Raw genomic sequence first — 25,715 nt, 5'->3', positions numbered from 1 at the left:
CCTTATCCTTTTCTTTGTCTTGCGTCGGCCGAACGACGTAGCGCTTGACCAATAAAATTTATACACAGCATCAATGCTAAAATCATGATTGATGCGGGTAACCAAATCCACCATTTCTCTTGTAATACATCTGGATTTCTAGCATAACTAACAAGTGTACCAAGGCTTGGTGTACTTTCTGGTAGACCAAATCCTAAGAAAGTTAGACCAGATTCAATACCGATGTTTCCAGCAAGATTTAATGTAACACTAACAATGATAATTGAGCTTAAGTTAGGTAGTACTTGGAAAAGAATGATTTTCCAGTTTGGTGTTCCTAAAGTTTTAGATGCAGAGACATAATCTAGTTCTTTTTCAGTTAATACTTTTGAGCGAATTAATCTGGCCTTTCCTGTCCATAAGAACACGCTCATAATTAAAATGAAAGTAAAGATATTGAATGTAGGAACAAGTGTAATAAATACAATTACAAGCATTAAAAATGGTAAAACCATAACAAAGTCGATAATGCGCATAATGATATTATCAATAGCTCCTCCAAAATACCCGGCAATTAATCCAATTGAAAGACCAATTAAACAAGAAAGAATAGTAATTGCTAATCCAATTGTAAAGGAGTTACGTGTACCAATAATAAGTTGGCCGAAAATGTCGCGTCCTCCGTAATCTGTTCCTAACCAATGTTCAGCAGAGGGAGGAGCATAAATAGCGAATAAATCAACTCGTACAATATCTTCTTGTTTCATAATAAAAGATGTTGCGTAGACTGCTACTAATAAGATTGCTAGGAAAATAAGTGAAAACATTGCTAATTTATCTTTACGAAGTTCTCGCCACATAATAGAGAAACCAGAAGGGCTTTTTTCGTAATGAATAACTTCAGTTTGTTTTTCAGGGTTTGCTAACATAACGTCATCTCCTTTCTTTAATCAATACGAATACGTGGATCGACGATGCTTAGAATAATATCTGAAAGGAGAGTTCCAAGTAACGTTGCAAATCCAGTAAACATAACGAGTGTAGTTATTACACTAAAATCACGTTGAGAGATAGATTGTATAAATAGTTGTCCAATTCCTGGATAGCTAAAAATACTTTCTAAAAAGATGGCACCGCCAACTAATCCTGTAATTTCATAGCCTAAGAAGGCTGCAATTGGTAAGAATGAATTTCGTAAAATATGTCTAGAATAGATTTTTGATTCTGGAACACCTTTTGCTCTTACTGTACGAACAAAATCTTTATGTTTCGTATCAATAATTTCGCTTCGTAAATATTGAACAGTACCAACTGTTGCGATTAATGCCCCGGATAAAGCTGGTAGTAGCATGTGATTCAATTTGCTTAAATAGTAAGCAAATGTACCTGTTGCAACTTGAGGATCTACGCTACCGCCGGTTGGGAATATTGCAAACTTAAATCCGAATAGGAAGAGCATAACTAGTGCAAATATAAATAGTGGTGTAGCAAAACCTAGATAGTTGTAAATGGTAATGAGTCGATCAGCCCAGGTATCATTCCAACGCCCACTTATAACTCCGAGTGGTATGGCAATTAAATAAGTAAGAATAAGAATGACAAGTGCTAAAGATACTGTGTTTCCAAGTCGTTCTCCAATTAAATCGGTTACTTTCATTTTATGTGCATAGGAAATACCAAAGTCACCTTGGGCTGCATTTTTAATCCAGCGAACATATTGTGTTGTAACTGGGTCATTTAATCCAAGCTTTTCTCGCTGTTCTTCAATCACTTTTGGATCCGCTTTTGGATTCATTGCTTTGCCAGTTAAGGCATCGCCTGGCATTGCCTTAGCTAGTAGAAAGACAAGTACACTTAACACGAATAATTGCGGGATCATCACTAAAAATCTCCGTAATATAAACTTCCACATGTTTTATCACTCCCTTATGGTAATGCCACCCGGTGCGTTGGCGAGATTGCTTTTAAGTCATAAGCCCGACCGTTTTCATTGAAATAATTTTCGTATGATTTCTCGTATTCAGAGCTTACTTGTTGACGGATCTTACGCTGTCTCTCTCTGTTTTCAGGACGAATATCAGGAATTGCAGATATTAGGCGCTTCGTATAAATATGTTGCGGATTACTATAAATTTCTGCACTAGTTGCTTCTTCGACAATGCGCCCTCGATACATTACACCGATGCGATCACACATATGACGAATTACGCCTAAATCGTGACTTATGAATAGGTACGTTAATCCAAGTTCAGATTGTAAATCTTGTAAGAAGTTTAAAACTTGCGCTTGTACCGACACGTCAAGTGCAGATACTGGTTCATCCGCGATAATAAGTTTTGGTTTTAATGTAAGAGCACGTGCAATACCAATTCGCTGTCTCTGCCCACCGGAAAATTCATGTGGGTATTTATAAATAGACTCTGGATTTAACCCAACTTTATCAAGGTATTCTTGAACTGCTCGACGCTCTTCATCGGGTGAGAGCTTTTCAAAATTCCGAAGTGGTTCGGCAATAATATCAATAACACGTTTCTTCGGATTTAATGATGAATACGGATCTTGGAAAATCATTTGGATATCTTTTCGTTGTTCTCTTAACTCAGAGCGACTTAATTTCGTTAAATCTCTATTATTAAAATGAATGTTACCGCCTGTAGCTTTCGTTAAGTGCATAATTGCTTTACCAGTTGTTGATTTGCCGCTACCTGATTCACCAACGATTCCATATGTTTCACCAGGTTGTAATTCAAAGCTTACGCCATCGACAGCTCGTACGTAATCTAATGTACGTCCGAAGAAACCGCCTTTAATTGGAAAGTGTACTTTTAAATCTTCTACTTTAAGCAGTGCCATGAGTTACATCATCTCCTTTCTTATGTTGGAAGTTGAAGTGCTTATAGCAAGTACAACGTACCCAATGGTCTGGTTTTACTTCATGTAAAACAGGATTTTCCTCATGTTGATCTGGTCTAACCCAAGGGATTCGGGCTTGGAATCGACATCCAGTGCGAGGAAGCTTCGCTAACGAAGGAACCACGCCTTGAATTACATGCAATTTTTCTTTTTCACCATACGCAGATGGAATGGAGTTTAATAGAGAACGAGTATATGGGTGAAGCGGGTTATTAAAAATCTCTTCTACTGTTCCTGTTTCTACAACTTGTCCTGCATACATAACGACAATACGATCAGCTGTTTCGGCAACAACGCTTAAATCATGTGTAATTAAAATGATGCCCATTTTCGTTTGTTCTTGAATAGATTTTAGTAAGTCTAAAATTTGTGCTTGGATGGTTACGTCAAGAGCCGTTGTTGGCTCATCCGCAATAATGAGTGCTGGGTTACAAGCAATCGCAATCGCGATAACAATTCTTTGTCTCATTCCGCCAGATAATTCGTGAGGGTATTGTTTATATGTAAGTTCTGGTTTTGGAATACCAACTTGATGGAGTAGTTCTAAGGTGCGTTCTTTCTTTTCTGCTTTCGAAAGGTTTGTGTGGTAGTCTAAGTTTTCTTCGATTTGTTTTCCAACTGTCATAAGAGGATCGAGTGCTGTAAGAGGTTCCTGGAAAATCATACCGATGTTTGATCCGCGTACTTTATTCATCTCTGCGGTCGACATAGTAAGTAAATCCTTATCTCTATAGTTAAGTTGCCCTTGTAATTTTGTATTTGCTTCATTATGCAGTCGCATAATGGAAAGGGCAAGTGCACTTTTTCCGCAACCGGATTCACCAACTATCGCGACAATTTCATTTTCATGGACAGTTAACGAAACGTTATCAACTGCTGCATGATATTGATCTTGTATGCGAAAGGAAGTCTGTAAGTTTTCAATGCGAAGAAGTGGATTCTTCATGGTTATCCCTCCATCTTTTCTGAAAAGACTAAATATTTAGTATGTTGTTGCTATTTTAATATAAAGTGACAATGTTTGACAAGAGTAAATATTCAAAAATCTTTTTATATAGAGATGAGATGCAGTAATATAAGGATAAAAACCCTTTTAAAACGCTCACAATTATGGGGTGGATTGATAAATTATTTGTAATAAAAAAGTACTATATGTAGAAAAAAGAGAGGTGTTCTGGAAAGAACTGTCTCTCTTTTTTTTGTAAGTATAATATTATTGTTTAAGCTTGTTTTTGTTTTGTAGATCCTGTATTTAAAGTAAGAGCAAGGAAGAACATTGCAAGCACACAAGAAGCAAGGAGCAAAATGAATCCGCCGTCCCATCCGAATCCATCTACAATAAAGCCCATAGCTGCGCTAGCAAAAGTAGCTCCCCCTAGGTAACCGAAGAACCCAGTTAACCCAGCGGCAGTTCCAGCAGCTTTCTTTGGTGCTAAGTCAAGAGCGTGTAGGCCAATTAACATAACAGGTCCGTAAATTAAAAATCCAATTGCGACAAGTGCGATGCTATCAACCATTGGATTACCAGGAGGGTTTAGCCAGTAAACAAGAACTGCGATAAATACACCAACCATAAATAAAATACCAGCAGGTGCACGGCGTCCTTTAAATAGTTTATCACTCATCCATCCGCAAAGAAGCGTACCTGGAATACCAGCCCATTCATATAGAGCATAAGCTGTACGTGAGCTACTATGAGTAAAGCTTTTTTCTTCAACTAAATAAGTAGGAGCCCAGTCTACAACGCCGTAACGAACGAAATAAACAAAAACGTTAGCGATAGCGATGTACCATAAAAACTTATTGTTTAATACGTATTTAAATAAAATTTCCTTTACCGAAAGTTCGCGTTCACGGTCCGCTACTTTTTCATCTGATGGATATTCCCCAGTATGTTCTTCAATAGAAGGTAATCCGCAAGATTGAGGTGTATCTCTCATCGTAATTAATACATAAATCCCCACTAAAATTGAAAGAATACCTGGGAAGTAAAATATACTTTTCCAGTCATTTGCAAAGAAATATAAGCCTAATGTAACGAGAGAAGGCATAAGCGCGCCGCCGACATTATGAGCGACGTTCCAAATAGACATTTTTGTACCACGTTCACTAACGGAGAACCAGTGAACCATCGTACGACCACAAGGAGGCCATCCCATACCTTGTACCCATCCATTTAAAAACTGAAGTACAAACATAAGTATAATGCTCGTTGTAATGAAAGAAAATGAGCCGAAAATAATATTAATGATACCGGATAAAAATAGCCCAGCTGCTAAAAAGTAGCGAGGATTACAACGATCGGATACGATACCCATAAGAAATTTACTTAATCCGTAAGCGATAGATACTGCTGAAAGGATAACCCCAAGTTCCCCTTTACTAAAGCCTTGTTCGATTAAGTATGGCATTGCGAGTGAAAAGTTTTTTCGAACAAAGTAGTAACCCGCATAACCGATGAAGATGCCTAAGAATACTTGCAAACGCAATTTGCGGTATTCGCTATCAGTGCGATCAGCTGGTAAGCGTTCTGCGTGGGGCGCAGGTTTAAATAATTGTGTGAAAAACATAAAATGAAAATCCTCCCCTAATTAATTGGAAGCGTTTTAAGACAGAGAGAATACAAAAAGGCTATGAAATATAAAAAAGTTCCCTTTTTTATGATTCATAGCCATATACTCCGATTCTCCGTGACTGTCAATATTAACTTCGACGAAAATTATACAACTTTGTGACAAGAATGTAAACGTTTTTATAAAGAAAGTTGTTGACGTATTTTGTTTGTGGGATTAATATTTAAATACGTTAAATATTTTATTGCTTAAATAAGAGGTGGATAACATGCCAAATGATATGACTCATATTGATAAGATTCAAGCTCTTACATTCGCTATAGGAAAGAAAATGCAAACAGAGCTATTAGAACAAATGCAAGCATCAGGACTTACACCACCGCAGTTTTATATTTTAAAGATTTTAGATCATTACGGAGCTTCAAGAGCGACACAATTGGCGGAGAAAATGTACGTGAAACCAAGCGCGATTACAGTAATGACTGATCGTTTAATTGATCATGGGTTAGTAGAGCGCTATCACGACGATAATGATCGCCGCGTTGTTGTCATTGAGCTAACGAAGAAGGGGAAAACTACAGTAGAAGAAGCGATGGCGGCTCGTAATGAGCATATTGCAAAATACTTCTCACACTTAGAATTACAAGAGAGGGAAGATTTGTTGCGCCTCTTTGAAAAGCTAGAAACAATTATTTGCGGGAAACCAGAGAAAAAAGAGAAAAACTAAGAGGAATTGAGGAGATTACATGGAGCAACAAGAAAATCAGAATAGAAAGTTGTTGTTAATCGGTTTAGTAATCGCAATGCTATTTGCTGCATTGGACGGAACAATCGTTGGTACAGCAATGCCGCGTATCGTCGGTGAACTAGGTGGATTAAGTTTAATGACATGGTTAACAACAGCTTACATGTTAACATCAACAACGGTTGTACCGATTGCAGGTAAATTAGCGGATTTACTTGGGCGTCGTAACGTATATATAGCAGGATTAATTATCTTTATGGTTGGTTCAGCGTTATGTGGTATGGCAAACGGTATGACAGAATTAATTATTTTCCGTGGTATTCAAGGTCTTGGTGGCGGTATTATGATGCCAATGGCTATGATTATTATCGGAGATATGTTCACGGGAAAAGAACGTGCTAAATGGCAAGGTATTTTTGGAGCTCTATACGGTCTTGCCTCTGTAATTGGACCACAAGTTGGTGGTTGGATTGTAGACGCAGTGAACTGGAGATGGGTATTCTATATTAACTTACCAGTTGGTATTTTAGCGACAATCTTCATTGCAATGGGATTAAAAGCACATAAACAAACAGGACCAATTAAAATTGATATCGCTGGAATCTTCACGATGATTCTCGGTGTTGTAAGTTTATTACTTGCGTTAACGTTTGGCGGGAAAGATTATGCATGGGGTTCTTGGCAAATTATCGGGTTATTTGCACTAGCTGCCATTGGTATTGTTAGCTTTGTTATCGTTGAAACGAAGGCTGAAGAACCAATTTTACCGATGCACTTCTTTAAAAACCGTACATTTACACTACTGAATGCGATTGGTTTCTTTATGAGTATCGGAATGTTTGGAGCAATTATGTTCGTACCGTTCTTTATGCAAGGAATTGTAGGCGTAAGTGCTGCTGAATCAGGAACGATTATGACACCGATGATGATTACAATGATCGTTATGAGTATTATCGGTGGTCAGCTTGTATTAAAAATTGGTGTGAAACCACAAATTATTACAGGGATGCTTATTATGGCTAGTGGTTTCTGGTTATTAACAACGATGGATATGCATACAACTAAGCTTACCGCTACTTCTTATATGATGGTTATCGGTTTAGGAATGGGTCTTGTTATGCCGATATTAACATTAGCATTACAAGAAAGCTTCCCGAAAAAAGATCTTGGCGTTGTAACATCATCAAGTCAATTCTTCCGTCAAATCGGTGGAACGTTTGGGATTACAATTTTAGGATCAATTATGAATAACACTTCAGGCACAACGTTAACAAATAAATTAGTACCTGTATTAGACACATTCCCAAAAGAAGCGGGACAAATGGTAACAAAATTTAAAGATATGATTCATACAGATCCACAAAGTTTATATTCTATGCTATTTAGTCCAGAGGCATTAAAACAAATGCCAGAAGCATTTTCTAATAGCATCGTACCAATTTTGAAAAGCTCTTTAGTGGACTCACTTCATACTGTATTCTTAACAGGATTGGTATTTATCGTAGTAGGTGCTATCTTTACGATTTTCTTACAGAAAATTAAACTGTCTGATCGTAAAAAAGATGCTGAAGAGCCTGCTGTAGAAGAAAAGGAAAAAACTGTATCATATTCGTAATAAAAAAGCATCGCCTTATGGCGATGCTTTTTTTGAGTATAACCTTAAAAGCTTTTTAGTTAGAAATGATTGACGTATTTTTATAAATGCGTTATATTATTTCCTGTAAACGGTTACATGAAATGAGGAGAAAAGAGAATGAGTACGATTAAAGACGTTGCAAAATTAGCAGGGGTATCTGTTGCGACCGTTTCCAGAGTGTTAAATAAAAATGGATATGTCCATGAGGATACATTAAAGAAAGTAGAGCGAGCAATTGAAATGCTAGATTATAAGCCTAGTACAGTAGCGCGTTCTTTATATAATAAAAAGTCTCGTTTAATTGGCTTAGTTGTTCCAAATATCGTGAATCCATTCTTTCCGGAAGTTGCACGTGCTGTAGAAGATGTAGCACATAAGCAAGGATACACAGTTGTACTTTGTAACTCTGATGAAAATTTAGAAAAAGAGAAGCAATACATTGATGTGCTTAGACAAAATAATGTGGACGGATTTATTGTAGCAACGAATCCACAAAATAGTGTTAATTACATGAATTTGTCTATTCCAGTTGTTGCGATTGACCGTATGTTTAATGAGCGCATTCCTACTGTATATGCAGATAACTATGCAGGGAGCCAGGCGGCGACAAAGTTATTAATAGACAAAGGGTGTAAACATATTGCACATATTCGTGGACCGCGTGATGTGAGCACAGCTAATGAACGTTTTGAAGGTTTTGTAGACGTTATTACGCAAAATAATCTTTCTTATATGATTGCAGAGAGTACATTCGATCCAGCTAATAGTGAACAGGTAGCGGTGGAATTATTAGAAGAATATCCGCATATTGATGGAATTGTTGCTGGGAATGATTTAATTGCAATTGGTATTGTAAAGGCTGCACTTCAAAAGGGAATTTCTATTCCAAACGATTTACAAATTATTGGATTCGATGGAATTTCTTTAACTGAAATGATGTATCCATCTATTACGACTGTTGCACAGCCAATTTATGAAATGGGGAAAATTGCAACAGAATTGTTGTTAGAGCAGATGGAAGGAAATCCATTAGAAGAGAAACACTATCGTTTACCGATTGAAATTATAGAACGAAATACAACGAAGTAAGGAGATGAGACAGATGCCAAATATTGCAGTAGTAGGTAGCATTTCAATGGACTTAGTGGCTGTTTCAAAAATACGGCCGAAAGCAGGAGAAACAGTAATTGGTGAAGCGTTTCATACGATACCAGGAGGAAAAGGGGCCAACCAAGCAGTTGCTGCAGCTAGATTAGGAGCAAATGTAGCGATGGTTGGTGCAGTAGGAAATGATGATTACGGAACAGTAGTTAGAAAAAATTTGGAGAACGAACGCATTTTTATCGACTATGTGGTACCGGTTACAGATAGGACGACAGGAATCGCTCATATCGTTTTAGCAGAAGAGGATAACAGTATTGTTGTCGTACAAGGAGCAAATGCTCTTGTAAATGAGTCGATTGTAGATCGTTCAAAAGACCTTCTTGTAAAAGCAGATATGGTTGTTCTTCAACTAGAGATTCCGCTTGAAACAGTAAAATACGTTCTGGCTATTTGTGAGGAGCATAACATTCCAGTTATGTTGAATCCGGCTCCAGCACAAATCTTATCAGAAGATATTTTAGAAAAAGCGACTTATATTACGCCGAATGAACATGAATGTCGCATCGTATTAAATGATTTCACATCACCAATTGAAGAGTTACTTGCGAAATATCCAAATAAGCTATTGATGACGGAAGGGTCTAACGGTGTTCGTTTCCATAACGGAACGGAAGTTGTTCAAGTTCCAAGTATTGCTGTAGACGTAGTGGATACGACTGGAGCTGGTGATACATTTAACGGCGCGCTAGCAGTTGCACTTTCTGAAGGAGAAATACTTCAAAAAGCAATTCGTTTTGCGAACATTGCTGGTGGTCTTTCTGTAACGAAACTTGGGGCACAGGGCGGTATGCCAACGAGAGATAGAGTACGTGAAGTGCAGGTGATTGTCGGATGAAGAAACACGGTGTATTAAATAGTGAAATTGCGGCGGTCCTTGCTTCACTTGGACATACAGATACGATTGTAATTGCTGATTGCGGGTTACCTATTCCTGATGGAGTAAAACGAATTGATTTAGCAGTTGAAATCGGAAAACCTAGTTTTTTAGACGTATTACAAGTAGTTGCTGATGATATGGCAATTGAAAAAGTGATGTTAGCAGAAGAAGTTATTATGAATAATGCAGAGGTAAATAAAGAAATTGAGATGCGATTAATAGAGCCAGCATTTGAATATGTGTCTCATAAGGAATTTAAAGAGCATACAAAGAGAGCGAAGGCGATTATTCGTACAGGAGAAGCAACGCCTTATGCGAATGTTATTTTACATGCAGGCGTGATTTTTTAATAGAGGGATGTGATGAGAATGCATATTGAAATGAAGAACATTTCAAAAGCGTTCAGTGGTAATCCTGTTCTAAAAAATGCACAGTTTATGATTGAAACAGGAGAAGTCCATGCATTGATGGGGGAAAATGGAGCGGGGAAATCGACGCTCATGAAGATTTTAACAGGTGTATATAAAAAAGACAGTGGAGCAGTCATGATTGATGGGAAAGAACGAACTTTTAAAAATGCGAAAGAAGCTGAAGAGTATGGTATTGCATTTATCCATCAAGAGTTGAACATATTACCGAATTTAACGGTAGCTGAAAATATGTTTCTTGGAAAAGAGTTAATGTATGGGAAAACGGGCATTTTACGTACGCGTCAAATGAATGCGATTGCCCAGCAACAATTAGCAGATCTTGGTCTACATGTGAGAGGTGCTATGCTAGCAGGTGAATTATCAGTTGGACAACAGCAAATTATTGAAATTGCTAAAGCATTAATGACAAAGGCGAGCGTTATTATTATGGATGAACCTACAGCGGCATTAACAGATCGCGAAATTGAAACTTTGTTTATTGTTATTAATAAATTGCGTAAAGAGGGCGTTTCATTCGTTTATATTTCACACCGGATGGAAGAAATTTTTTCAATATGTGATGCTATTACGATTTTGCGTGATGGAGAATATGTAGGGAAAAGATTAATTCCAGAAACGTCATTTGATGAAGTAGTTAGCATGATGGTGGGCCGCAGTATTGGTGAACGTTATCCAGAACGAAATAGTCAAATTGGCGAAGTGATTTTTGAAATGCGAAACGGAACGAAAAAGGGGAAATTTGAAAATGTTTCGTTTCAAGTTAGAAAAGGTGAAATCCTTGGTGTTGCGGGCTTGATGGGAGCTGGTCGCACGGATATTATGAAAGCAATATTTGGATATGAACTGCTCGATTCAGGAAAAATTTTCATGAATGGACAAGAAGTAAAAATTGATAGTCCAATTGATGCGATTAGACAACGAATTGCCTTTATTACAGAGGATAGAAAATCTGAAGGGCTTGTGTTAGATTTTTCGATTCGTGAAAATTTAGCTTTACCAAATTTAGAAAGTCTTTCAAAGGGAAGCGTTGTTAATAAAGGTTTAGAACAGCAATTTACTGAGGATATGATGAAGCTTCTTAATGTGAAAGCAGCAAACGGAGAGCAAGCTGTAAAATCTCTTTCTGGTGGAAATCAGCAAAAGATTGTAATTGCAAAATGGTTAGGTATTCATCCGCAGTTACTCATTTTAGATGAACCAACGAGAGGTGTAGATGTTGGGGCTAAAAAAGAAATTTACTCTATTATGAATAAGCTTACCGAGCAAGGAGATGCCGTTATTATGGTATCGTCTGAGCTTCCAGAAGTTTTAGGAATGAGTGATCGAGTTCTCGTCATTCATGAAGGGAAAATCGGTGGTATTTTAGAGAAAGATAAGGCATCGCAAGAGTCTATTATGGCACTAGCTACAGGGGGAGAGTAAGATATGGCTAAGAAGGGGAATGTATTACAACAACTTGGTTCTTTAATTGGATTAGTATTAATTATCGTAGTAATTACAGCTTTAAATCCAGCATTTATTGAAATTCCAAATTTATTTAATATACTGCGCCAAGTATCGATTAATGCACTCATTGCATTTGGAATGACCTTCGTTATTTTAACAGGGGGTATTGACTTATCGGTAGGTTCTATTTTAGCATTATCAAGTGCACTTGTTGCCGGAATGATGGCAAGTGGCATGGATCCGTTCCTTGCAATGGTAGTTGGATTATTAGCAGGTCTTGCAATGGGGATTGTAAACGGTATTATTATTGCGAAGGGAAAAGTAGCTCCGTTTATTGCAACTTTAGCAACAATGACTATTTTTCGCGGGTTGACGCTTGTTTATATGGACGGACGTCCGATCACTGGTCTTGGTGATCATTTAATGTTCCAAATGTTTGGCCGTGGTTATTTCCTTGGTATTCCTGTGCCAGCCGTTACAATGATGATCGCTTTTGCAGTACTGTACTTTATTTTAAAGAAAACAACGTTTGGTCGCCGTACGTTTGCGATTGGTGGAAATGAAGAAGCGGCAGCTTTATCCGGTATTAATGTTACGAGAATTAAAGTAATGATTTACGGTCTTTCCGGAATTTTGGCAGCGCTTGCAGGTATTGTCTTAACATCAAGGTTAGATTCTGCACAGCCGACTGCTGGTACTTCTTACGAATTGGATGCAATTGCTGCAGTTGTGTTAGGAGGAACGAGTCTTTCAGGTGGAAGAGGTTGGATTGTTGGTACATTCATCGGTGTGCTTATTATTGGTGTACTAAATAACGGTTTAAATTTATTAGGTGTATCTTCTTTCTTCCAACAAGTTGTAAAAGGACTTGTAATCTTACTAGCTGTACTAATTGATCGTCGAAAAGAAGCGTAATGGAGGGACAATTCATGAAAAAATGGTTACTGATACTCGTTGCATGCATCATGGTAGTTACTGCTGGTTGTTCAATGGAGCCACCAGAATGGGCAAAGGATTCTAGCGATAAAGGTCGAAATAAAACTATTAAAGTTGGATTTTCTGTTTCAACTTTAAATAATCCATTTTTCGTCACGTTGAAAAAAGGTGCAGAAAAGAAAGCAAAAGATAGCGGCATTGAATTAATTGCTGTTGATGCACAAAATGATGCAGCGAAGCAAACAAACGATGTTGAAGATTTAATTCAAAAAGGTGTCGATGTAATTGTTATTAATCCAACCGACTCAGATGCTGTTGCTTCAGCGGTAAGTGCAGCCAATGCGGCCAATGTTCCTGTTATTACAGTAGACCGAGTTGCAAATTCAGGTAAAGTTGTTTCTCACATAGCTTCCAACAATGTAGAAGGTGGTCAAATGGCTAGTGATTACATTCGGGAAGTAGTTGGTGAAGGAACAAATGTCGCTGAGTTAGAAGGAATACCTGGATCGTCTGCTGCTCGTGAGCGTGGGAAAGGATTCCATAACGTAGCTGATAAGTCTTTAAAAGTAGTAGCAAAACAAGCAGCTGATTTCGATCGTGCAAAAGGGTTATCCGTTATGGAAAATATTTTGCAAGCAAATAGCGATATTAAAGCGGTATTTGCTCATAATGATGAAATGGCATTAGGCGCAATTGAGGCATTAAAATCTGCTGGTAAAACGGATGTAGTCGTTGTTGGATTTGATGCAACGGATGATGCTGTAAAAGCGGTTAAAGATGGGCGTATGGCAGCAACAGTCGCTCAAAAACCGGAATTAATCGGAGAGAAGGCGATGGAAACAGCAAAAGAGATAACACAAGGTAAAAAAGTGGACAAATTTATTCCGATTGAATTAGAGCTTATTAAGAAAAAATAAATAAATATAAAATGAAAATTAGGAAGGAAGAATAACAAATGAAATTTTTTATTGATACAGCAAACATTAACGAAATTAAAGAGGCAAATGCATTAGGTGTAGTAGCTGGAGTAACGACAAACCCATCACTTGTAGCAAAAGAAGGCGTAGATTTCCATGAGCGTATTCGTGAAATTTGCAGCTTTATTGAAGGACCTGTAAGCGCAGAAGTAATTAGCTTAGAAGCTGATAAAATGATTGAAGAAGGAAAAGAGTTAGCAAAAATCGCTCCAAATGTTGTTGTAAAAGTTCCAATGACAACAGAAGGCTTAAAAGCAGTAAAAGCATTCTCAGATTTAGGAATTCGTACAAACGTTACATTAGTATTCTCAGCAGTGCAAGCATTACTTGCAGCTCGCGCTGGTGCGACATACGTTTCACCGTTCTTAGGTCGCCTAGATGATATCGGTCATAACGGTATGGACTTAATTCGCCAAATCGCAGAAATCTTTGCAATTCACGGCATTGAAACAGAAATCATTGCAGCATCTGTACGTCATAGTGTTCACGTAACAGAAGCAGCATTAAACGGTTCACATATTGCAACAATTCCAGCAAACGTAATCGCTTCATTAGTGAAGCACCCATTAACAGATCAAGGAATTGAGAAATTCTTAGCTGATTGGGAAAAAACACAAGAGAAATAATACGAAATGGAGAACCCAAGTTTAATTAACTTGGGTTCTTTTTTCGTTTGAAAGAATTTTCATGCAATTGTGCATATTGTCTTTTAAATTTTTAATATAAGCTATTTAATATATACAAATCACTCTTTATTTTTCACATTTCGACATAAAAAGATAGAGGGTCTGACCAGAAAACTGGAGGGCATGATTCTATAACAGAAAGCTTATTTCTTATAGAATCATGTCTTTTATTATACAAGGGAGGATAGATTACATATTTTTATCTGAAGTTTAAGATTGATACAAGGGGATGATTAAAATGAGAAAAAAAGCGCCATTTAAAGTGTTGTCATTATTAACGATCGCAACACTCATCGGATGCTCAGCTGTAATGAGTGCTCCGTTAGCATATGCAGAAACGTCAGCAAAAGAAGGTGTGTCTACAACGCCAATTGATCATAACTTAATTCAAGAAGATCGTTTAGCGGAAGCGCTGAAAGAAAGAGGAACAATCAATCCAGCATCGTCTAAAGAAGAGACAAAAAAGGCCGTAGAGCAATATATTGAAAAGAAACAAGGGGATCAGGCGAATAAAGAAATTCTTCCCGATGCGAATCAAGAAGCATCTGATTTCGTGAAAAAGGTAAAAGAGAAGAAGATGGAAGAAAAGGAAAAAGTAAAGAAAGCTGAAAAAAATGTTAGCCCTGAGCAAAAGCCAGAGCCAAATAAAAAGCAATTAGATGGGAAAGTTCCAACTTCTAAGGCGAAACAAGCTCCATATAGTGGACCTGTCCGCAATGATAAAGTGTTAGTGTTACTCGTTGAATTTAGTGATTATAAACATAATAATATTGAGCAAACACCAGGTTATATGTATTCGAAAGACTTTAGTAGAGAACATTATCAAAAAATGTTATTTGGTAATGAGCCTTACACATTATTTGATGGTTCGAAAGTAAAAACATTTAAGCAATATTATGAAGAACAGTCTGGTGGTAGTTATACGACAGACGGATATGTAACAGAGTGGTTAACTGTTCCAGGTAAAGCCGCTGATTATGGTGCTGATGGTAGTAGCGGTCACGATAATAAAGGACCAAAAGGTGCGCGTGATTTAGTGAAAGAAGCATTAAAAGCTGCAGCGGATAAAGGATTAGATTTATCTCAATTTGATCAATTTGACAGATATGATACAAATGGTGATGGTAATCAAAATGAATCTGACGGTGTAATTGATCATTTAATGGTAATCCATGCTGGTGTTGGTCAAGAAGCTGGTGGCGGTAAATTAGGTGATGATGCGATTTGGTCACATCGTTCAAAATTAGCAACAGATCCAGTAGCGATTGAAGGTACAAAATCAAAGGTAGATTACTTTGGTGGAAAAGTAGCGGCTCATGATTACACAATTGAACCAGAAGACGGTGCAGTAGGTGTGTTTGCACATGAATTTGGACATGACCTTGGTTTACCAGATGAGTATGATACGAATTATACTGGAATGGGATCACCTGTCGAAGCTTGGTCATTAATGAGTGGAGGTAGCTGGACAGGAAAAATCGCTGGAACAGAGCCAACTAGTTTTTCACCACAAAATAAAGACTTCTTACAAAAGAATATGGGTGGAAACTGGGCGAAAATTTTAGAAGTAGATTACGATAAAATTAAGAGTGGTGTAGGCGTTCCTACATATATTGATCAAAGTGTTACGAAATCCAATCGTCCAGGTGTCGTACGTGTTAACTTACCAGGTAAAAGTGTTGAAACAATTAAACCGGAGTTTGGAAAGCATGCATATTATAGTACAAGAGGAGATGATATGCATACGACATTAGAAACACCATTCTTTGATTTAACAAAAGGAACAAATGCGAAATTTGATTATAAAGCGAATTATGAACTAGAAGCAGAGTGTGATTTCATCGAAGTACATGCTGTAACTGAAGATGGAACGAAAACATTAATTGATAGATTGGGAGAAAACATAGTCCAAGAAAATAAAGATACAACAGATGGAAAATGGATTGATAAATCATATGATTTAAGTCAATTTAAAGGGAAGAAAGTTAAACTACAATTCGACTATATTACAGATCCAGCTTTAACATATAAAGGTTTCGCAATGGATAATGTAAATGTAACAGTTGATGGACAAGTAGTATTTTCAGATGACGCAGAAGGACAGTCTAAAATGAAGTTAAATGGATTCGTTGTTTCTGATGGGACAGAACAGAAACCCCATTATTATTATCTAGAGTGGAGAAACTATGCTGGATCAGATAATGGATTAAAAGCGGGAAAAGGTCCGGTGTATAATACAGGTCTTGTCGTTTGGTATGCAGATGATAGTTTCAAAGATAACTGGGTTGGGTTACATCCAGGTGAAGGATTCCTTGGTGTTGTAGATTCTCATCCAGAAGCGATTGTTGGAAATTTAGGTGGGAAACCAGCATACGGTAATACTGGAATTCAAATTGCAGATGCTGCATTTTCATTTGATCAAACACCTTCATGGAGTGTAAATTCATTTACACGAGGACAGTTTAATTATACTGGATTACAAGGCGTTACAACGTTTGATGATTCAAAGGTATACAGTAATAAGCAAATTGCTGACGCAGGACGAAAAGTTCCAAACCTTGGACTTAAATTCCAAGTTGTTGGACAGGCAGAGGATAAGTCGGCAGGCGCTGTTTGGATTAGACGTTAATGCGGGATAAAATAAAAGCACATTCTTCATATGAAGAGTGTGCTCTTTTATTTGTACATTAAGTTATTATTTTAGCTTATGTAATACAAGTGTTTATCCATATGTAGTGTATCAAATTATGTGTGGAAAAGAAATATTTCCGAGGAAATTGTCGAAGTATCGTCGATATTTATTCATTTTCTTTTTTAAAAGGAGAAAGTAGTATTGCTTTTATATGCAAGTTTATTTACATTGATATTTGGTTATATACAAAAGTAATATATATTAGGCAATAAAAAGAGTTCTATTTAATAGAACTCTTTTTTGATGAGTAGAAAGGAGGGGGGACAAATGAAAGAAACAATTGCATGTCCACAATGTGAAGAGAATATTACTGCACAACATATTATCGACATCCCACATCCTTTTTCATTAAGGTGTCCGCATTGTAAGGTGAAGCTGAAAGAAATGAGGATAACACCATGTTTAATATTAGCGGCAATCTGTGTTATCCCACTGTTTATTATTATTGGAGAGAGTATTAAAGAATTGCTAGTAAAACATTTTTCTATTATAGACAATGTACCAACCGTACTTATTTTCTTCTTATTTTGTTATCCGTTGTATTATTTCTATGAAAAATATAATGCCATATTATTCATTAAATATGGTTTATTGAAAGTTAAAAGTTGAATTGAATAGGAGATTATCATTATGTTGTGGAAAATTTATTTGGTAATTGTAGCGATATTAGCTATTACTTCGCTAGTGAGAGGGATGTTTCAAACATCGATTCAAAAGTTTGATTTTGTAGTGTCTATTATTACATGGATAGGACTATTTGGATTTGTTTTTGATGTACAAATATTGACGCCGATCGTTTGGCAATGCATCTTCGTATTTAGCATCATTTGGACTTTAACTGCAGTTTTTGTTTTACGATTATATGAAGAGAAAGATGAGCCATTACCTTTTGTATTTAAATTAATTGGCATTATCCCAACTTTTCCGTTATATTACGGATTATATCAATATGCATTTTAAAAAAAGACAATGATGGAATTAACCCATCATTGTCTTTTTTACTTTGCTTCTTACAAAAATCATTCCAGCAAATGTTAACAAGAATGCAGTTCCGATAACGAAGCTAGCGCTAGGTGATGCTCCGATTGCTCCAACTGTAAAGGATCCAGCAACAACTCCTAACGAGAAGAATGCATAAAACAATCCGAATGCTTTCCCACGATTATTATCTGTCGTATTTTCAACAAGTAAAGCATTAATTGCTGGGAAGAGGATAGCGAACCCAATTCCATAAATCATCATAACGATAAAGAGCATGCCTTTTGTTGCAAATAATCCGAGTAAAGATAACGCTAGTGCCATTACTGCAATCCCGATTAGCATTAGTTTGGAACGATTAAATCGATCGTAAATGCGATTTGTTGGCAGTAAGAAGAAGAGGATAGCGGTAATTCCGAATACACTTAACATCATGCCTGTTGTAGATGCTTTAAGTGCTAATGCCTCAACTTTTACTGGTAACATATAAGTGACAATCCCTTGTGAAAACATTAGTGTGAAAGCACCAATATATGCTTGTAATAACGGTTCTGATTTCAATAGTTCAATCATATCTTCTTTGTTCATCATTTGTGTTCTTGATGTATCTTTTCTTGATACGTTATTTGGTAAGAAGAATAGAGATACGATTGTACCAAGGACCATTAAAATAGAAATAGTAATGAACACCCACTCTATACCAGCTGTTGCTTTCATAATGCCGCTGAAAGCAGGTCCTACGATTGCAGCTGTTCCAACAGCGGCACCAGATAGAGCCATTGCTTTACCTTGCCTTGCTGAATTCGTTTGCTTTGATAAAAACGTAAAGGCAGCAGGAATTAAAAATCCGTCACTAAAACCGTGCATAAAGCGCACAACTAATAGTTGTTCACCACTTTGAACAACGGTGTATAACAAGACTATGAAACTCGTAATTCCCATGCTTATATAAAGGATTTTTTTTGCACCAAATTTATCGACAGCGGCTCCAGCGATAATATTACCGATCATATTAGCGAATGAGTACATACCGATAACTAGCCCAATAACAAGAGGGGTTCCTCCAAGACTTTGAGCGAAAGTACTCATAATAGGTAATTGTGAAAATGTATCTAAAAACGCTACGATAACAATAAAGTAAATAAAATATTTCAAGCGATATTCACCTCTCCTATGCTATTATGGCATAATGCTAATTTCAACCGCAATGAAATTAGCATTAACAGATGTGGAAAAAAGTACAAAGTGACAAAATATTGAACGTTATTTGTTAAAATTTAGTGGAAATGAGATTGTTTTTTTGAAATATATGGATGAAAGTATTATAATAGATTTGTAAACTTCACCAGGTTAAGTATATACGTAGAGAGGGATGTATAAAATGAAAGCACTACTTTGGCATAATCAACGTGATGTACGAGTAGAAGAAGTACCAGAACCAACTGTAAGACCAGGAGCAGTTAAGATTAAAGTTAAATGGTGTGGTATCTGCGGAACAGACTTGCATGAATATTTAGCAGGACCTATTTTTATTCCAACAGAAGAGCACCCATTAACACACGTAAAAGCACCGGTTATTTTAGGTCATGAGTTTAGTGGTGAGGTAGTTGAAATCGGTGAAGGCGTTACTTCTCATAAAGTGGGAGATCGCGTCGTTGTAGAACCAATTTATTCTTGTGGTAAATGTGAAGCTTGTAAACACGGACATTACAATGTTTGTGAACAACTTGTTTTCCACGGTCTTGGCGGAGAAGGCGGCGGTTTCTCTGAATATACAGTAGTACCAGAAGATATGGTCCACCATATTCCTGATGAAATGACGTATGAACAAGGTGCACTTGTAGAACCAGCAGCAGTAGCAGTTCATGCAGTACGTCAAAGTAAATTAAAAGAGGGAGAAGCTGTAGCGGTATTTGGTTGTGGTCCGATTGGGCTTCTTGTAATCCAAGCAGCAAAAGCAGCAGGAGCAACTCCTGTTATCGCAGTGGAACTTTCTAAAGAACGTCAAGAGCTAGCTAAATTAGCAGGTGCTGATTACGTATTAAATCCAGCAACTCAAGATGTACTAGCAGAAATTCGTAACTTAACAAATGGTTTAGGTGTAAATGTGAGCTTTGAAGTAACAGGTGTCGAAGTAGTACTTCGTCAAGCGATTGAAAGTACAAGTTTTGAAGGACAAACTGTAATTGTTAGTGTGTGGGAAAAAGATGCGACAATTACGCCAAACAACCTTGTACTAAAAGAAAAAGAAGTTATCGGTATTCTTGGATACCGTCATATCTTCCCAGCTGTTATTAAATTAATTAGCTCTGGCCAAATTCAAGCAGAGAAATTAATTACGAAAAAAATCACAGTGGATCAAGTTGTTGAAGAAGGATTTGAAGCACTTGTAAAAGATAAAACACAAGTGAAAATTCTTGTTTCACCTAAATAATAGAGAATAGTAAAAAGTAGCCCTTTTCTAGAAATAGAAGAGGGCTACTTTTTTTCTATACAGAAAGGTGATAGACTTTCCTTTAACTACAGGTATTTTGTTTGGATGGGGAAGTCTAATGCTTTCATTTATGTTGACATTGAAACGGATGTTAAAAGCTTGTTTACGAGCGTGGAAAGATAAAGAATTTCAAGTATTATTCGTATTAACATTTTTAACATTAACATCTGGTACGATTTTTTATAGTACAGTTGAAGGATTACGTCCTCTTGACGCCCTATATTTTAGTGTGGTTACGTTGACGACTGTCGGTGATGGGAATTTTAGTCCGCAAACTGATTTCGGAAAGGTATTTACGATCTTATACATATTTATCGGGATTGGATTAGTGTTTGGATTTATTCATAAATTGGCAGTTAATGTGCAACTGCCAAGTGTATTATCGAAAAGAAAAAAAGAGTAAAGCGGTTAATCGCTTTACTCTTTTTTTACATTAGTTTAGACAAGTATTTGCAGTAGCTTAACAATACTGTATTACAATGTAAGTGCATTCATTCATTACGTTCGCTATGTATAAAGTTATAGTGATATGAACATTTGCATATTTTAATTTATTGATAGAAATTTCATGAAAGGTGGGATATTCTAGTCATAGGTTAACCAGAAGACATAGTAGGATCCTAACAAAATATTTACTATAACTCAATTATAAAATGGAGGGTTTCAGATGAAAAAGAAAGTGCTCGCTTTAGCAGCAGCTATTACGTTAGTAGCTCCGTTACAAAATGTAGCTTTTGCTCATGAAAATGATGGTGGGAATAGAGTACAGATTATTCAATATTGGTCTGCTGAAGATAAGCATTCAGAAGGTGTAAATTCTCATTTATGGATCGTGAATCGTGCAATTGATATTATGTCCCGTAATACGACAATTGTAAAACAAGATCAAGTTGCACTATTAAATGAATGGCGCACAGATTTAGAAAATGGCATTTATTCTGCTGATTATGAAAATCCTTATTATGACAATAGTACATTTGCGTCACATTTCTATGATCCAGACGATGGAAGTACATACATTCCACTTGCAAAGCAAGCGAAGGAAACTGGAGCTAAGTATTTTAAATTAGCTGGTGAATCTTATAAAAATAAAGATATGAAACAAGCATTCTTCTATTTAGGGTTATCTCTTCATTATTTAGGTGATGTAAATCAACCGATGCATGCAGCAAACTTTACGAATATTTCTTATCCACAAGGATTCCATTCTAAATATGAAAACTTTGTAGATACGATAAAAGATAATTACAAAGTAACGGACGGAAATGGATATTGGAATTGGAAAGGTATAAACCCTGAAGATTGGATTCATGGTGCTGCGGTAGCTGCGAAACAAGATTTCCCTGGTATCGTAAATAGTAATACGAAAAGTTGGTTCGTGCAAGCTGCTGTATCACAAAGTTATGCCGACAAATGGCGCGCTGAAGTTACACCAATGACTGGTAAGCGATTAATGGAAGCGCAACGTGTAACTGCTGGATACATTCAGCTTTGGTTTGATACGTACGGAAATCGTTAAGTATTGGAGAAAGGTCAAATCTCAGAATAGAGTATTTGGCCTTTTTATCACTATACAGTAAACGGAGGATATGAATTGTGAAAAGTAAATTGCTAAAAGGTGTACTTAGCTTTGGGATTGGTTTAGGAGTTTTATACGGAGGATCTTCAGCTCAAGCAGAAACGTCTACAAATCAAAATAATACTTTGAAAGTGATGACGCATAATGTGTACATGCTATCAACAAACTTATATCCGAACTGGGGACAAAATGAGCGTGCTGATTTAATTGGAGCGGCAGATTATATAAAGAATCAGGATGTTGTTATATTAAATGAAGTGTTTGATAATAGTGCTTCAAATCGCTTATTAGGAAATTTGAAGAAAGAATATCCAAATCAAACGGCAGTATTAGGTCGTAGTAGTGGAAGCGAGTGGGATAAGACGTTAGGAAATTATTCATCTTCGACTCCTGAAGATGGAGGTGTAGCGATTGTGAGTAAATGGCCAATTGTTGAAAAGATTCAATATGTATTTGAAAAAGGCTGTGGACCAGATAACTTATCAAATAAAGGATTTGTATACACAAAAGTTAAGAAAAATGATCGTTTTGTACATGTGATTGGGACTCATTTACAAGCTGAAGATAGTATGTGTGGAAATACTTCGCCAGCATCTGTACGTACAAAACAGCTACAAGAAATTCAAGAGTTTATTAAAAATAAAAATATACCAAATAACGAGTATGTGTTAATTGGTGGTGATATGAATGTAAATAAAATAAATGCTGAGAATAATAGCAATTCAGAGTATGCATCGATGTTTAAAACATTACATGCGTCTGTTCCATCTTATACAGGACATGCAGCAACTTGGGATGCGACGACAAACAGTATTGCGAAATACAATTATCCAGATGCACCTGCTGAACATTTAGATTATATTATTGCGAGTAAAGATCATGCGAATCCATCATTCGTAGAGAATAACGTATTACAAGTGAAATCTCCAAAGTGGTCTGTTACATCATGGTTCAAAAAATATACGTATGATGATTATTCTGATCATTATCCAGTAGAGGCGACTATTTCTATGAAGTAGAGTAGTCTTAAAAAAGTTTCTTCGTGAAGAAGAAACTTTTTTTATTTGAAAACAGGAAAATCATTTTTTCTTTCCAATATGTATAAGACATATATAGAAGAGGAGAGAAAAATGTGGATAGAGGAATTTTTAAGGAAGTTCCATTACCGTGTGCATTTTTAGATGAAGTGGCTTTAGGGAGGAATATTCAATCGATTATAGAGTTAAGTGGAGATAAGAAAATTCGTATAGCGAGTAAATCATTACGCTCTGTTCCAGTTATGAAAAAGATTTTAGCTGCAAATAATCGGTTTCAAGGTATTATGTGTTTTTCTCCTAGAGAAGCTTTGTTTTTAATTGAACAAGGATTTAATGATTTATTGCTCGGATATCCTGTTTATGATGAAAGAGCTTTACATGAAATTAGTTTGCTAACAAAGCAAGGGCACATTATAACTTGTATGGTGGATTGTGAAGACCATATTACTTATTTAGAAAAGATTGCTGAGAAGTCTAAAGGGTGTTTTCGCGTTTGTTTGGATATTGATATGAGTAGTCGTTTTTTGAAATTTCATTTTGGTGTAAAAAGATCCCCGGTAAAAGATGTGCAGAGCGCTTTGAAAATAGTAGAAAAGGTGAAGGGCTCATCATATTTAATACTAGATGGTGTAATGGGATATGAAGCTCAAATTGCCGGGGTGGGGGATCATATACCGAATCAATGGATGAAAAGTAAAGCTGTTTCGTATTTAAAGAAGAAATCAGTGTTAGAGGTTAAAGAAAGAAGAGAACGTATCGTAAAAGAAATACAAAACCTTGGTATTGAACTAAGATTTGTAAATGGGGGAGGAACAGGAAGTATAAAAACAACTGAGCAAGATAACTCAGTTTCAGAGATTACTGTAGGATCCGCCTTTTACTCTCCTAAACTGTTTGACTATTATAAAGAAGTAAAATTCCAGCCAGCTGCCGGATTTGCTTTACCAGTTGTACGCAAACCGGCTCCTTTTATTTATACTTGCCTAGGTGGCGGATATATTGCCTCAGGTGCAGTTGGTAAAGATAAAGAGCCTGAGGTTTGGATGCCGCATGGTGCAAAACTATTAGCTTTAGAAGGTGCTGGTGAAGTGCAAACGCCAATTTTTTATAACGGCGAGGAACGAGTGGATATAGGAGATTCTATCTTGTTTCGTCATAGTAAAGCTGGGGAGTTATGTGAGCGTTTTCCTATTTTGTATCGCATTAAACAAGGGGAAATTGTTGGAGAGTATTCAACATATCGGGGGGATGGACAATGCTTTCTATAAAGGGACAAAAATGGAGAAATTGGACAGGGAATGTAGAAGGAACGCCGCATTATACGATGTATCCAAAAAGTATACAAGATGTAGTAGAAGTTGTGGGGCTTGCACGAAAAAAAGGAAAGAAAATTCGTGTTGTCGGTTCAGGTCATTCGTTTACACCTCTTGTGCAAACGGAAGAAATTTTAGTTTCTTTAGATGAATTGAAGGGCATTGTGAATATTGATGCAGAGAAGAAGGTTGCCGAAGTATGGGCGGGAACAAAGCTACATGATTTAGGGAAGTTACTTCAGGAAAAAGGTTATGCGCAAGAAAATTTAGGGGATATTGATTCACAATCTATTGCAGGAGCGATTAGTACGGGGACTCATGGGACGGGTGTTACATTTGGGAGTTTATCAACACAAGTTATAGAGATCACGGCAGTTTTATCAACAGGTGAGAGTATAGTTTGTTCAGAAGCCGAGAACGCTGAATATTGGAAAGCATTTCAGTTGTCGCTTGGAATGCTAGGTATCATTGTAAAGATAAAATTGAAGGTTATCCCAGCGTATTCGCTTGTTTATGAAAGTGAAAAACAATCATTGTCTACTGTAATGAACAAACTAGAAGAATATAAGAAGAATCGTCATTTTGAATTTTTCGTTTTTCCTTATTCAGATGAAGTACAAGTGAAATTTACAAACGAAACAACGAGTAAAGAAAGTGATTTGAAATGGCATAAACTAAAGGTGGAGTTACTTGAAAATAGGATGTTCTCTTTATTATCTAAAGGGTGTAAATGGTTTCCTTCTATAAGTAAAGGAGTAAGCCGATTATCAGCTAAGGCTGTACCGAACACGAAAATAATTGGACCAAGCTATGAAGTGTTCGCTACATCACGTACAGTTCCATTTTATGAAATGGAGTACAGTGTCCCTTCAAAGGATATGAGGGCTGTTGTAGAAGAAATTTCAAATCTTATTGAAAAGAAAAAGTATAAGGTGCACTTCCCGATTGAATGCCGCTACGTGAGAGGTGATGATATATGGCTCAGTCCAGCATATGGAAGAGATTCAGCGTATATAGCTGTTCATATGTATAAAGGTATGAAGTATGCCGCTTATTTTGGTGAAGTGGAGAAAATTTTTCTAAAGTATGAAGGGCGCCCACATTGGGGGAAAATGCATACGTTAACGTACGAAAAATTGCAAAATATATATCCAGAATTGCATTCGTTTCTAAAAGTGAGGAAGTCACTAGATGAAACAGGAATATTTTTAAGCCCTTATACAGAAAAGTTATTTACGATTATGAAAAAAAGCTGACAA

24 protein-coding genes are annotated in these 25,715 nt (G+C 36.7%); 18 read left to right on the top strand and 6 right to left on the bottom strand.

Translation table 11 applies throughout. The features are described 5' to 3' along the window. Positions 1-2: 2 nt before the first annotated feature. The 5 genes from MR066_RS19555 to glpT all read right to left on the bottom strand — a co-directional run bounded on the left by MR066_RS19555 (position 3) and on the right by glpT (position 5,462). On the bottom strand, positions 3-908 hold the full coding sequence (locus MR066_RS19555; RefSeq protein ID WP_078176720.1) for an ABC transporter permease: 906 nt from the start codon (positions 906-908) through the stop codon (positions 3-5). Positions 909-925: 17 nt separating this feature from the next. Beyond that, positions 926-1,891, bottom strand: a complete 966-nt coding sequence (gene opp4B / locus MR066_RS19550) for an oligopeptide ABC transporter permease (protein ID WP_242248253.1) — start codon at positions 1,889-1,891, stop codon at positions 926-928. Positions 1,892-1,905: 14 nt separating this feature from the next. After that, positions 1,906-2,832 (bottom strand): ABC transporter ATP-binding protein, encoded by a 927-nt coding sequence (locus MR066_RS19545; protein WP_242248251.1) that lies wholly within the window; start codon positions 2,830-2,832, stop codon positions 1,906-1,908. Beyond that, positions 2,819-3,838: an ABC transporter ATP-binding protein gene (locus tag MR066_RS19540; RefSeq protein ID WP_016101810.1), complete on the bottom strand. Its 1,020-nt coding sequence runs from the start codon at positions 3,836-3,838 to the stop codon at positions 2,819-2,821. The genes MR066_RS19545 and MR066_RS19540 overlap by 14 nt, the downstream gene beginning before the upstream one ends. Before the next feature lie 274 nt (positions 3,839-4,112). Further along, positions 4,113-5,462 (bottom strand): glycerol-3-phosphate transporter, encoded by a 1,350-nt coding sequence (gene glpT, locus MR066_RS19535; protein WP_002029809.1) that lies wholly within the window; start codon positions 5,460-5,462, stop codon positions 4,113-4,115. Between the two features lie 271 nt (positions 5,463-5,733). Between glpT and MR066_RS19530 the strand changes: the two genes are divergently transcribed. From MR066_RS19530 to MR066_RS19475, 12 genes are all read left to right on the top strand, one after another. Next, positions 5,734-6,192: a MarR family winged helix-turn-helix transcriptional regulator gene (locus MR066_RS19530; RefSeq protein ID WP_061673982.1), complete on the top strand. Its 459-nt coding sequence runs from the start codon at positions 5,734-5,736 to the stop codon at positions 6,190-6,192. A 19-nt stretch (positions 6,193-6,211) separates the two neighbouring features. Continuing rightward, entirely contained in the window at positions 6,212-7,825 is a 1,614-nt protein-coding gene (locus tag MR066_RS19525; protein ID WP_044444494.1) for an MDR family MFS transporter, read from the top strand. 138 nt (positions 7,826-7,963) lie between these two features. Beyond that, a complete protein-coding gene (gene rbsR, locus MR066_RS19520) occupies positions 7,964-8,935 on the top strand; it encodes a ribose operon transcriptional repressor RbsR (RefSeq protein ID WP_002029805.1) in 972 nt (323 codons plus the stop codon). Between the two features lie 13 nt (positions 8,936-8,948). Beyond that, positions 8,949-9,845 carry a ribokinase gene (rbsK, locus tag MR066_RS19515; RefSeq protein WP_002140386.1) on the top strand — a complete coding sequence of 299 codons (897 nt, stop codon included), beginning with the start codon at positions 8,949-8,951 and terminating at the stop codon, positions 9,843-9,845. Next, a complete protein-coding gene (gene rbsD / locus MR066_RS19510; RefSeq protein ID WP_002167102.1) occupies positions 9,842-10,237 on the top strand; it encodes a D-ribose pyranase in 396 nt (131 codons plus the stop codon). The genes rbsK and rbsD overlap by 4 nt, the downstream gene beginning before the upstream one ends. Positions 10,238-10,255: 18 nt before the next feature. Then, the gene (gene rbsA, locus MR066_RS19505) at positions 10,256-11,740 is read left to right on the top strand and encodes a ribose ABC transporter ATP-binding protein RbsA (protein ID WP_242248324.1); all 1,485 of its coding nucleotides are present in this window, start codon (positions 10,256-10,258) and stop codon (positions 11,738-11,740) included. Between the two features lie 3 nt (positions 11,741-11,743). Continuing rightward, positions 11,744-12,679, top strand: coding sequence for an ABC transporter permease subunit (locus MR066_RS19500; RefSeq protein ID WP_002029798.1), 936 nt, complete (start codon positions 11,744-11,746; stop codon positions 12,677-12,679). Positions 12,680-12,693: 14 nt separating this feature from the next. Next, entirely contained in the window at positions 12,694-13,617 is a 924-nt protein-coding gene (rbsB, locus tag MR066_RS19495) for a ribose ABC transporter substrate-binding protein RbsB (RefSeq protein WP_002090926.1), read from the top strand. 38 nt (positions 13,618-13,655) lie between these two features. Continuing rightward, entirely contained in the window at positions 13,656-14,303 is a 648-nt protein-coding gene (gene fsa / locus MR066_RS19490; protein WP_000667669.1) for a fructose-6-phosphate aldolase, read from the top strand. Positions 14,304-14,601: 298 nt separating this feature from the next. Further along, the gene (gene inhA2, locus MR066_RS19485; RefSeq protein WP_242248250.1) at positions 14,602-16,992 is read left to right on the top strand and encodes a M6 family metalloprotease immune inhibitor InhA2; all 2,391 of its coding nucleotides are present in this window, start codon (positions 14,602-14,604) and stop codon (positions 16,990-16,992) included. Between the two features lie 330 nt (positions 16,993-17,322). After that, positions 17,323-17,664, top strand: a complete 342-nt coding sequence (locus MR066_RS19480) for a hypothetical protein (RefSeq protein ID WP_002029794.1) — start codon at positions 17,323-17,325, stop codon at positions 17,662-17,664. 21 nt (positions 17,665-17,685) lie between these two features. Further along, complete coding sequence (locus MR066_RS19475; protein WP_242248249.1) at positions 17,686-18,015, top strand: hypothetical protein; 330 nt, start codon at positions 17,686-17,688, stop codon at positions 18,013-18,015. An 18-nt stretch (positions 18,016-18,033) separates the two neighbouring features. Here the strand turns inward: MR066_RS19475 and MR066_RS19470 are convergent, their stop codons facing one another. Continuing rightward, positions 18,034-19,188, bottom strand: a complete 1,155-nt coding sequence (locus MR066_RS19470; protein ID WP_044444498.1) for an MFS transporter — start codon at positions 19,186-19,188, stop codon at positions 18,034-18,036. A gap of 226 nt (positions 19,189-19,414) precedes the next feature. On the opposite strand from MR066_RS19470, the gene bdhA reads away from it, so the two are divergent. The 6 genes from bdhA (at position 19,415) to MR066_RS19440 (ending at position 25,712) form a co-directional block, all read left to right on the top strand. Beyond that, positions 19,415-20,467, top strand: coding sequence for a (R,R)-butanediol dehydrogenase (gene bdhA, locus MR066_RS19465; protein ID WP_000645834.1), 1,053 nt, complete (start codon positions 19,415-19,417; stop codon positions 20,465-20,467). A 118-nt stretch (positions 20,468-20,585) separates the two neighbouring features. After that, positions 20,586-20,930 carry a potassium channel family protein gene (locus tag MR066_RS19460; protein WP_002090921.1) on the top strand — a complete coding sequence of 115 codons (345 nt, stop codon included), beginning with the start codon at positions 20,586-20,588 and terminating at the stop codon, positions 20,928-20,930. A 264-nt stretch (positions 20,931-21,194) separates the two neighbouring features. Continuing rightward, positions 21,195-22,046: a phospholipase C gene (gene cerA / locus MR066_RS19455; RefSeq protein ID WP_219300165.1), complete on the top strand. Its 852-nt coding sequence runs from the start codon at positions 21,195-21,197 to the stop codon at positions 22,044-22,046. Positions 22,047-22,123: 77 nt separating this feature from the next. Continuing rightward, positions 22,124-23,125, top strand: coding sequence for a sphingomyelin phosphodiesterase (gene sph / locus MR066_RS19450; RefSeq protein WP_242248248.1), 1,002 nt, complete (start codon positions 22,124-22,126; stop codon positions 23,123-23,125). 113 nt (positions 23,126-23,238) lie between these two features. Further along, positions 23,239-24,411 carry an amino acid deaminase/aldolase gene (locus MR066_RS19445; RefSeq protein WP_242248247.1) on the top strand — a complete coding sequence of 391 codons (1,173 nt, stop codon included), beginning with the start codon at positions 23,239-23,241 and terminating at the stop codon, positions 24,409-24,411. After that, positions 24,399-25,712: a D-arabinono-1,4-lactone oxidase gene (locus MR066_RS19440; RefSeq protein ID WP_242248246.1), complete on the top strand. Its 1,314-nt coding sequence runs from the start codon at positions 24,399-24,401 to the stop codon at positions 25,710-25,712. The genes MR066_RS19445 and MR066_RS19440 overlap by 13 nt, the downstream gene beginning before the upstream one ends. Positions 25,713-25,715 lie beyond the last annotated feature (3 nt).

This window comes from Bacillus cereus group sp. BfR-BA-01523 (genome assembly GCF_022662615.1).
Taxonomy (GTDB): Bacteria; Bacillota; Bacilli; order Bacillales; family Bacillaceae_G; genus Bacillus_A; species Bacillus_A mycoides.
Note: the sequence above shows the minus strand (reverse complement) of the source record. Positions and strands in the feature narration are given on the sequence as shown.

Bases quoted from the DNA above. Each gene is read 5' to 3' on its own strand.
- bdhA (WP_000645834.1), top strand. From the start codon at position 19,415: ATGAAAGCACTACTTTGGCATAATCAACGTGATGTACGAGTAGAAGAA.
- MR066_RS19480 (WP_002029794.1), top strand. From the start codon at position 17,323: ATGAAAGAAACAATTGCATGTCCACAATGTGAAGAGAATATTACTGCA.
- MR066_RS19440 (WP_242248246.1), top strand. From the start codon at position 24,399: ATGCTTTCTATAAAGGGACAAAAATGGAGAAATTGGACAGGGAATGTA.
- opp4B (WP_242248253.1), bottom strand. From the start codon at position 1,891: ATGTGGAAGTTTATATTACGGAGATTTTTAGTGATGATCCCGCAATTA.
- rbsA (WP_242248324.1), top strand. From the start codon at position 10,256: ATGCATATTGAAATGAAGAACATTTCAAAAGCGTTCAGTGGTAATCCT.
- MR066_RS19460 (WP_002090921.1), top strand. From the start codon at position 20,586: ATGCTTTCATTTATGTTGACATTGAAACGGATGTTAAAAGCTTGTTTA.
- MR066_RS19475 (WP_242248249.1), top strand. From the start codon at position 17,686: ATGTTGTGGAAAATTTATTTGGTAATTGTAGCGATATTAGCTATTACT.
- MR066_RS19555 (WP_078176720.1), bottom strand. From the start codon at position 908: ATGTTAGCAAACCCTGAAAAACAAACTGAAGTTATTCATTACGAAAAA.
- rbsB (WP_002090926.1), top strand. From the start codon at position 12,694: ATGAAAAAATGGTTACTGATACTCGTTGCATGCATCATGGTAGTTACT.
- MR066_RS19540 (WP_016101810.1), bottom strand. From the start codon at position 3,838: ATGAAGAATCCACTTCTTCGCATTGAAAACTTACAGACTTCCTTTCGC.
- rbsD (WP_002167102.1), top strand. From the start codon at position 9,842: ATGAAGAAACACGGTGTATTAAATAGTGAAATTGCGGCGGTCCTTGCT.
- inhA2 (WP_242248250.1), top strand. From the start codon at position 14,602: ATGAGAAAAAAAGCGCCATTTAAAGTGTTGTCATTATTAACGATCGCA.
- MR066_RS19525 (WP_044444494.1), top strand. From the start codon at position 6,212: ATGGAGCAACAAGAAAATCAGAATAGAAAGTTGTTGTTAATCGGTTTA.
- MR066_RS19500 (WP_002029798.1), top strand. From the start codon at position 11,744: ATGGCTAAGAAGGGGAATGTATTACAACAACTTGGTTCTTTAATTGGA.
- rbsK (WP_002140386.1), top strand. From the start codon at position 8,949: ATGCCAAATATTGCAGTAGTAGGTAGCATTTCAATGGACTTAGTGGCT.
- MR066_RS19545 (WP_242248251.1), bottom strand. From the start codon at position 2,832: ATGGCACTGCTTAAAGTAGAAGATTTAAAAGTACACTTTCCAATTAAA.
- rbsR (WP_002029805.1), top strand. From the start codon at position 7,964: ATGAGTACGATTAAAGACGTTGCAAAATTAGCAGGGGTATCTGTTGCG.
- MR066_RS19530 (WP_061673982.1), top strand. From the start codon at position 5,734: ATGCCAAATGATATGACTCATATTGATAAGATTCAAGCTCTTACATTC.
- cerA (WP_219300165.1), top strand. From the start codon at position 21,195: ATGAAAAAGAAAGTGCTCGCTTTAGCAGCAGCTATTACGTTAGTAGCT.
- fsa (WP_000667669.1), top strand. From the start codon at position 13,656: ATGAAATTTTTTATTGATACAGCAAACATTAACGAAATTAAAGAGGCA.
- glpT (WP_002029809.1), bottom strand. From the start codon at position 5,462: ATGTTTTTCACACAATTATTTAAACCTGCGCCCCACGCAGAACGCTTA.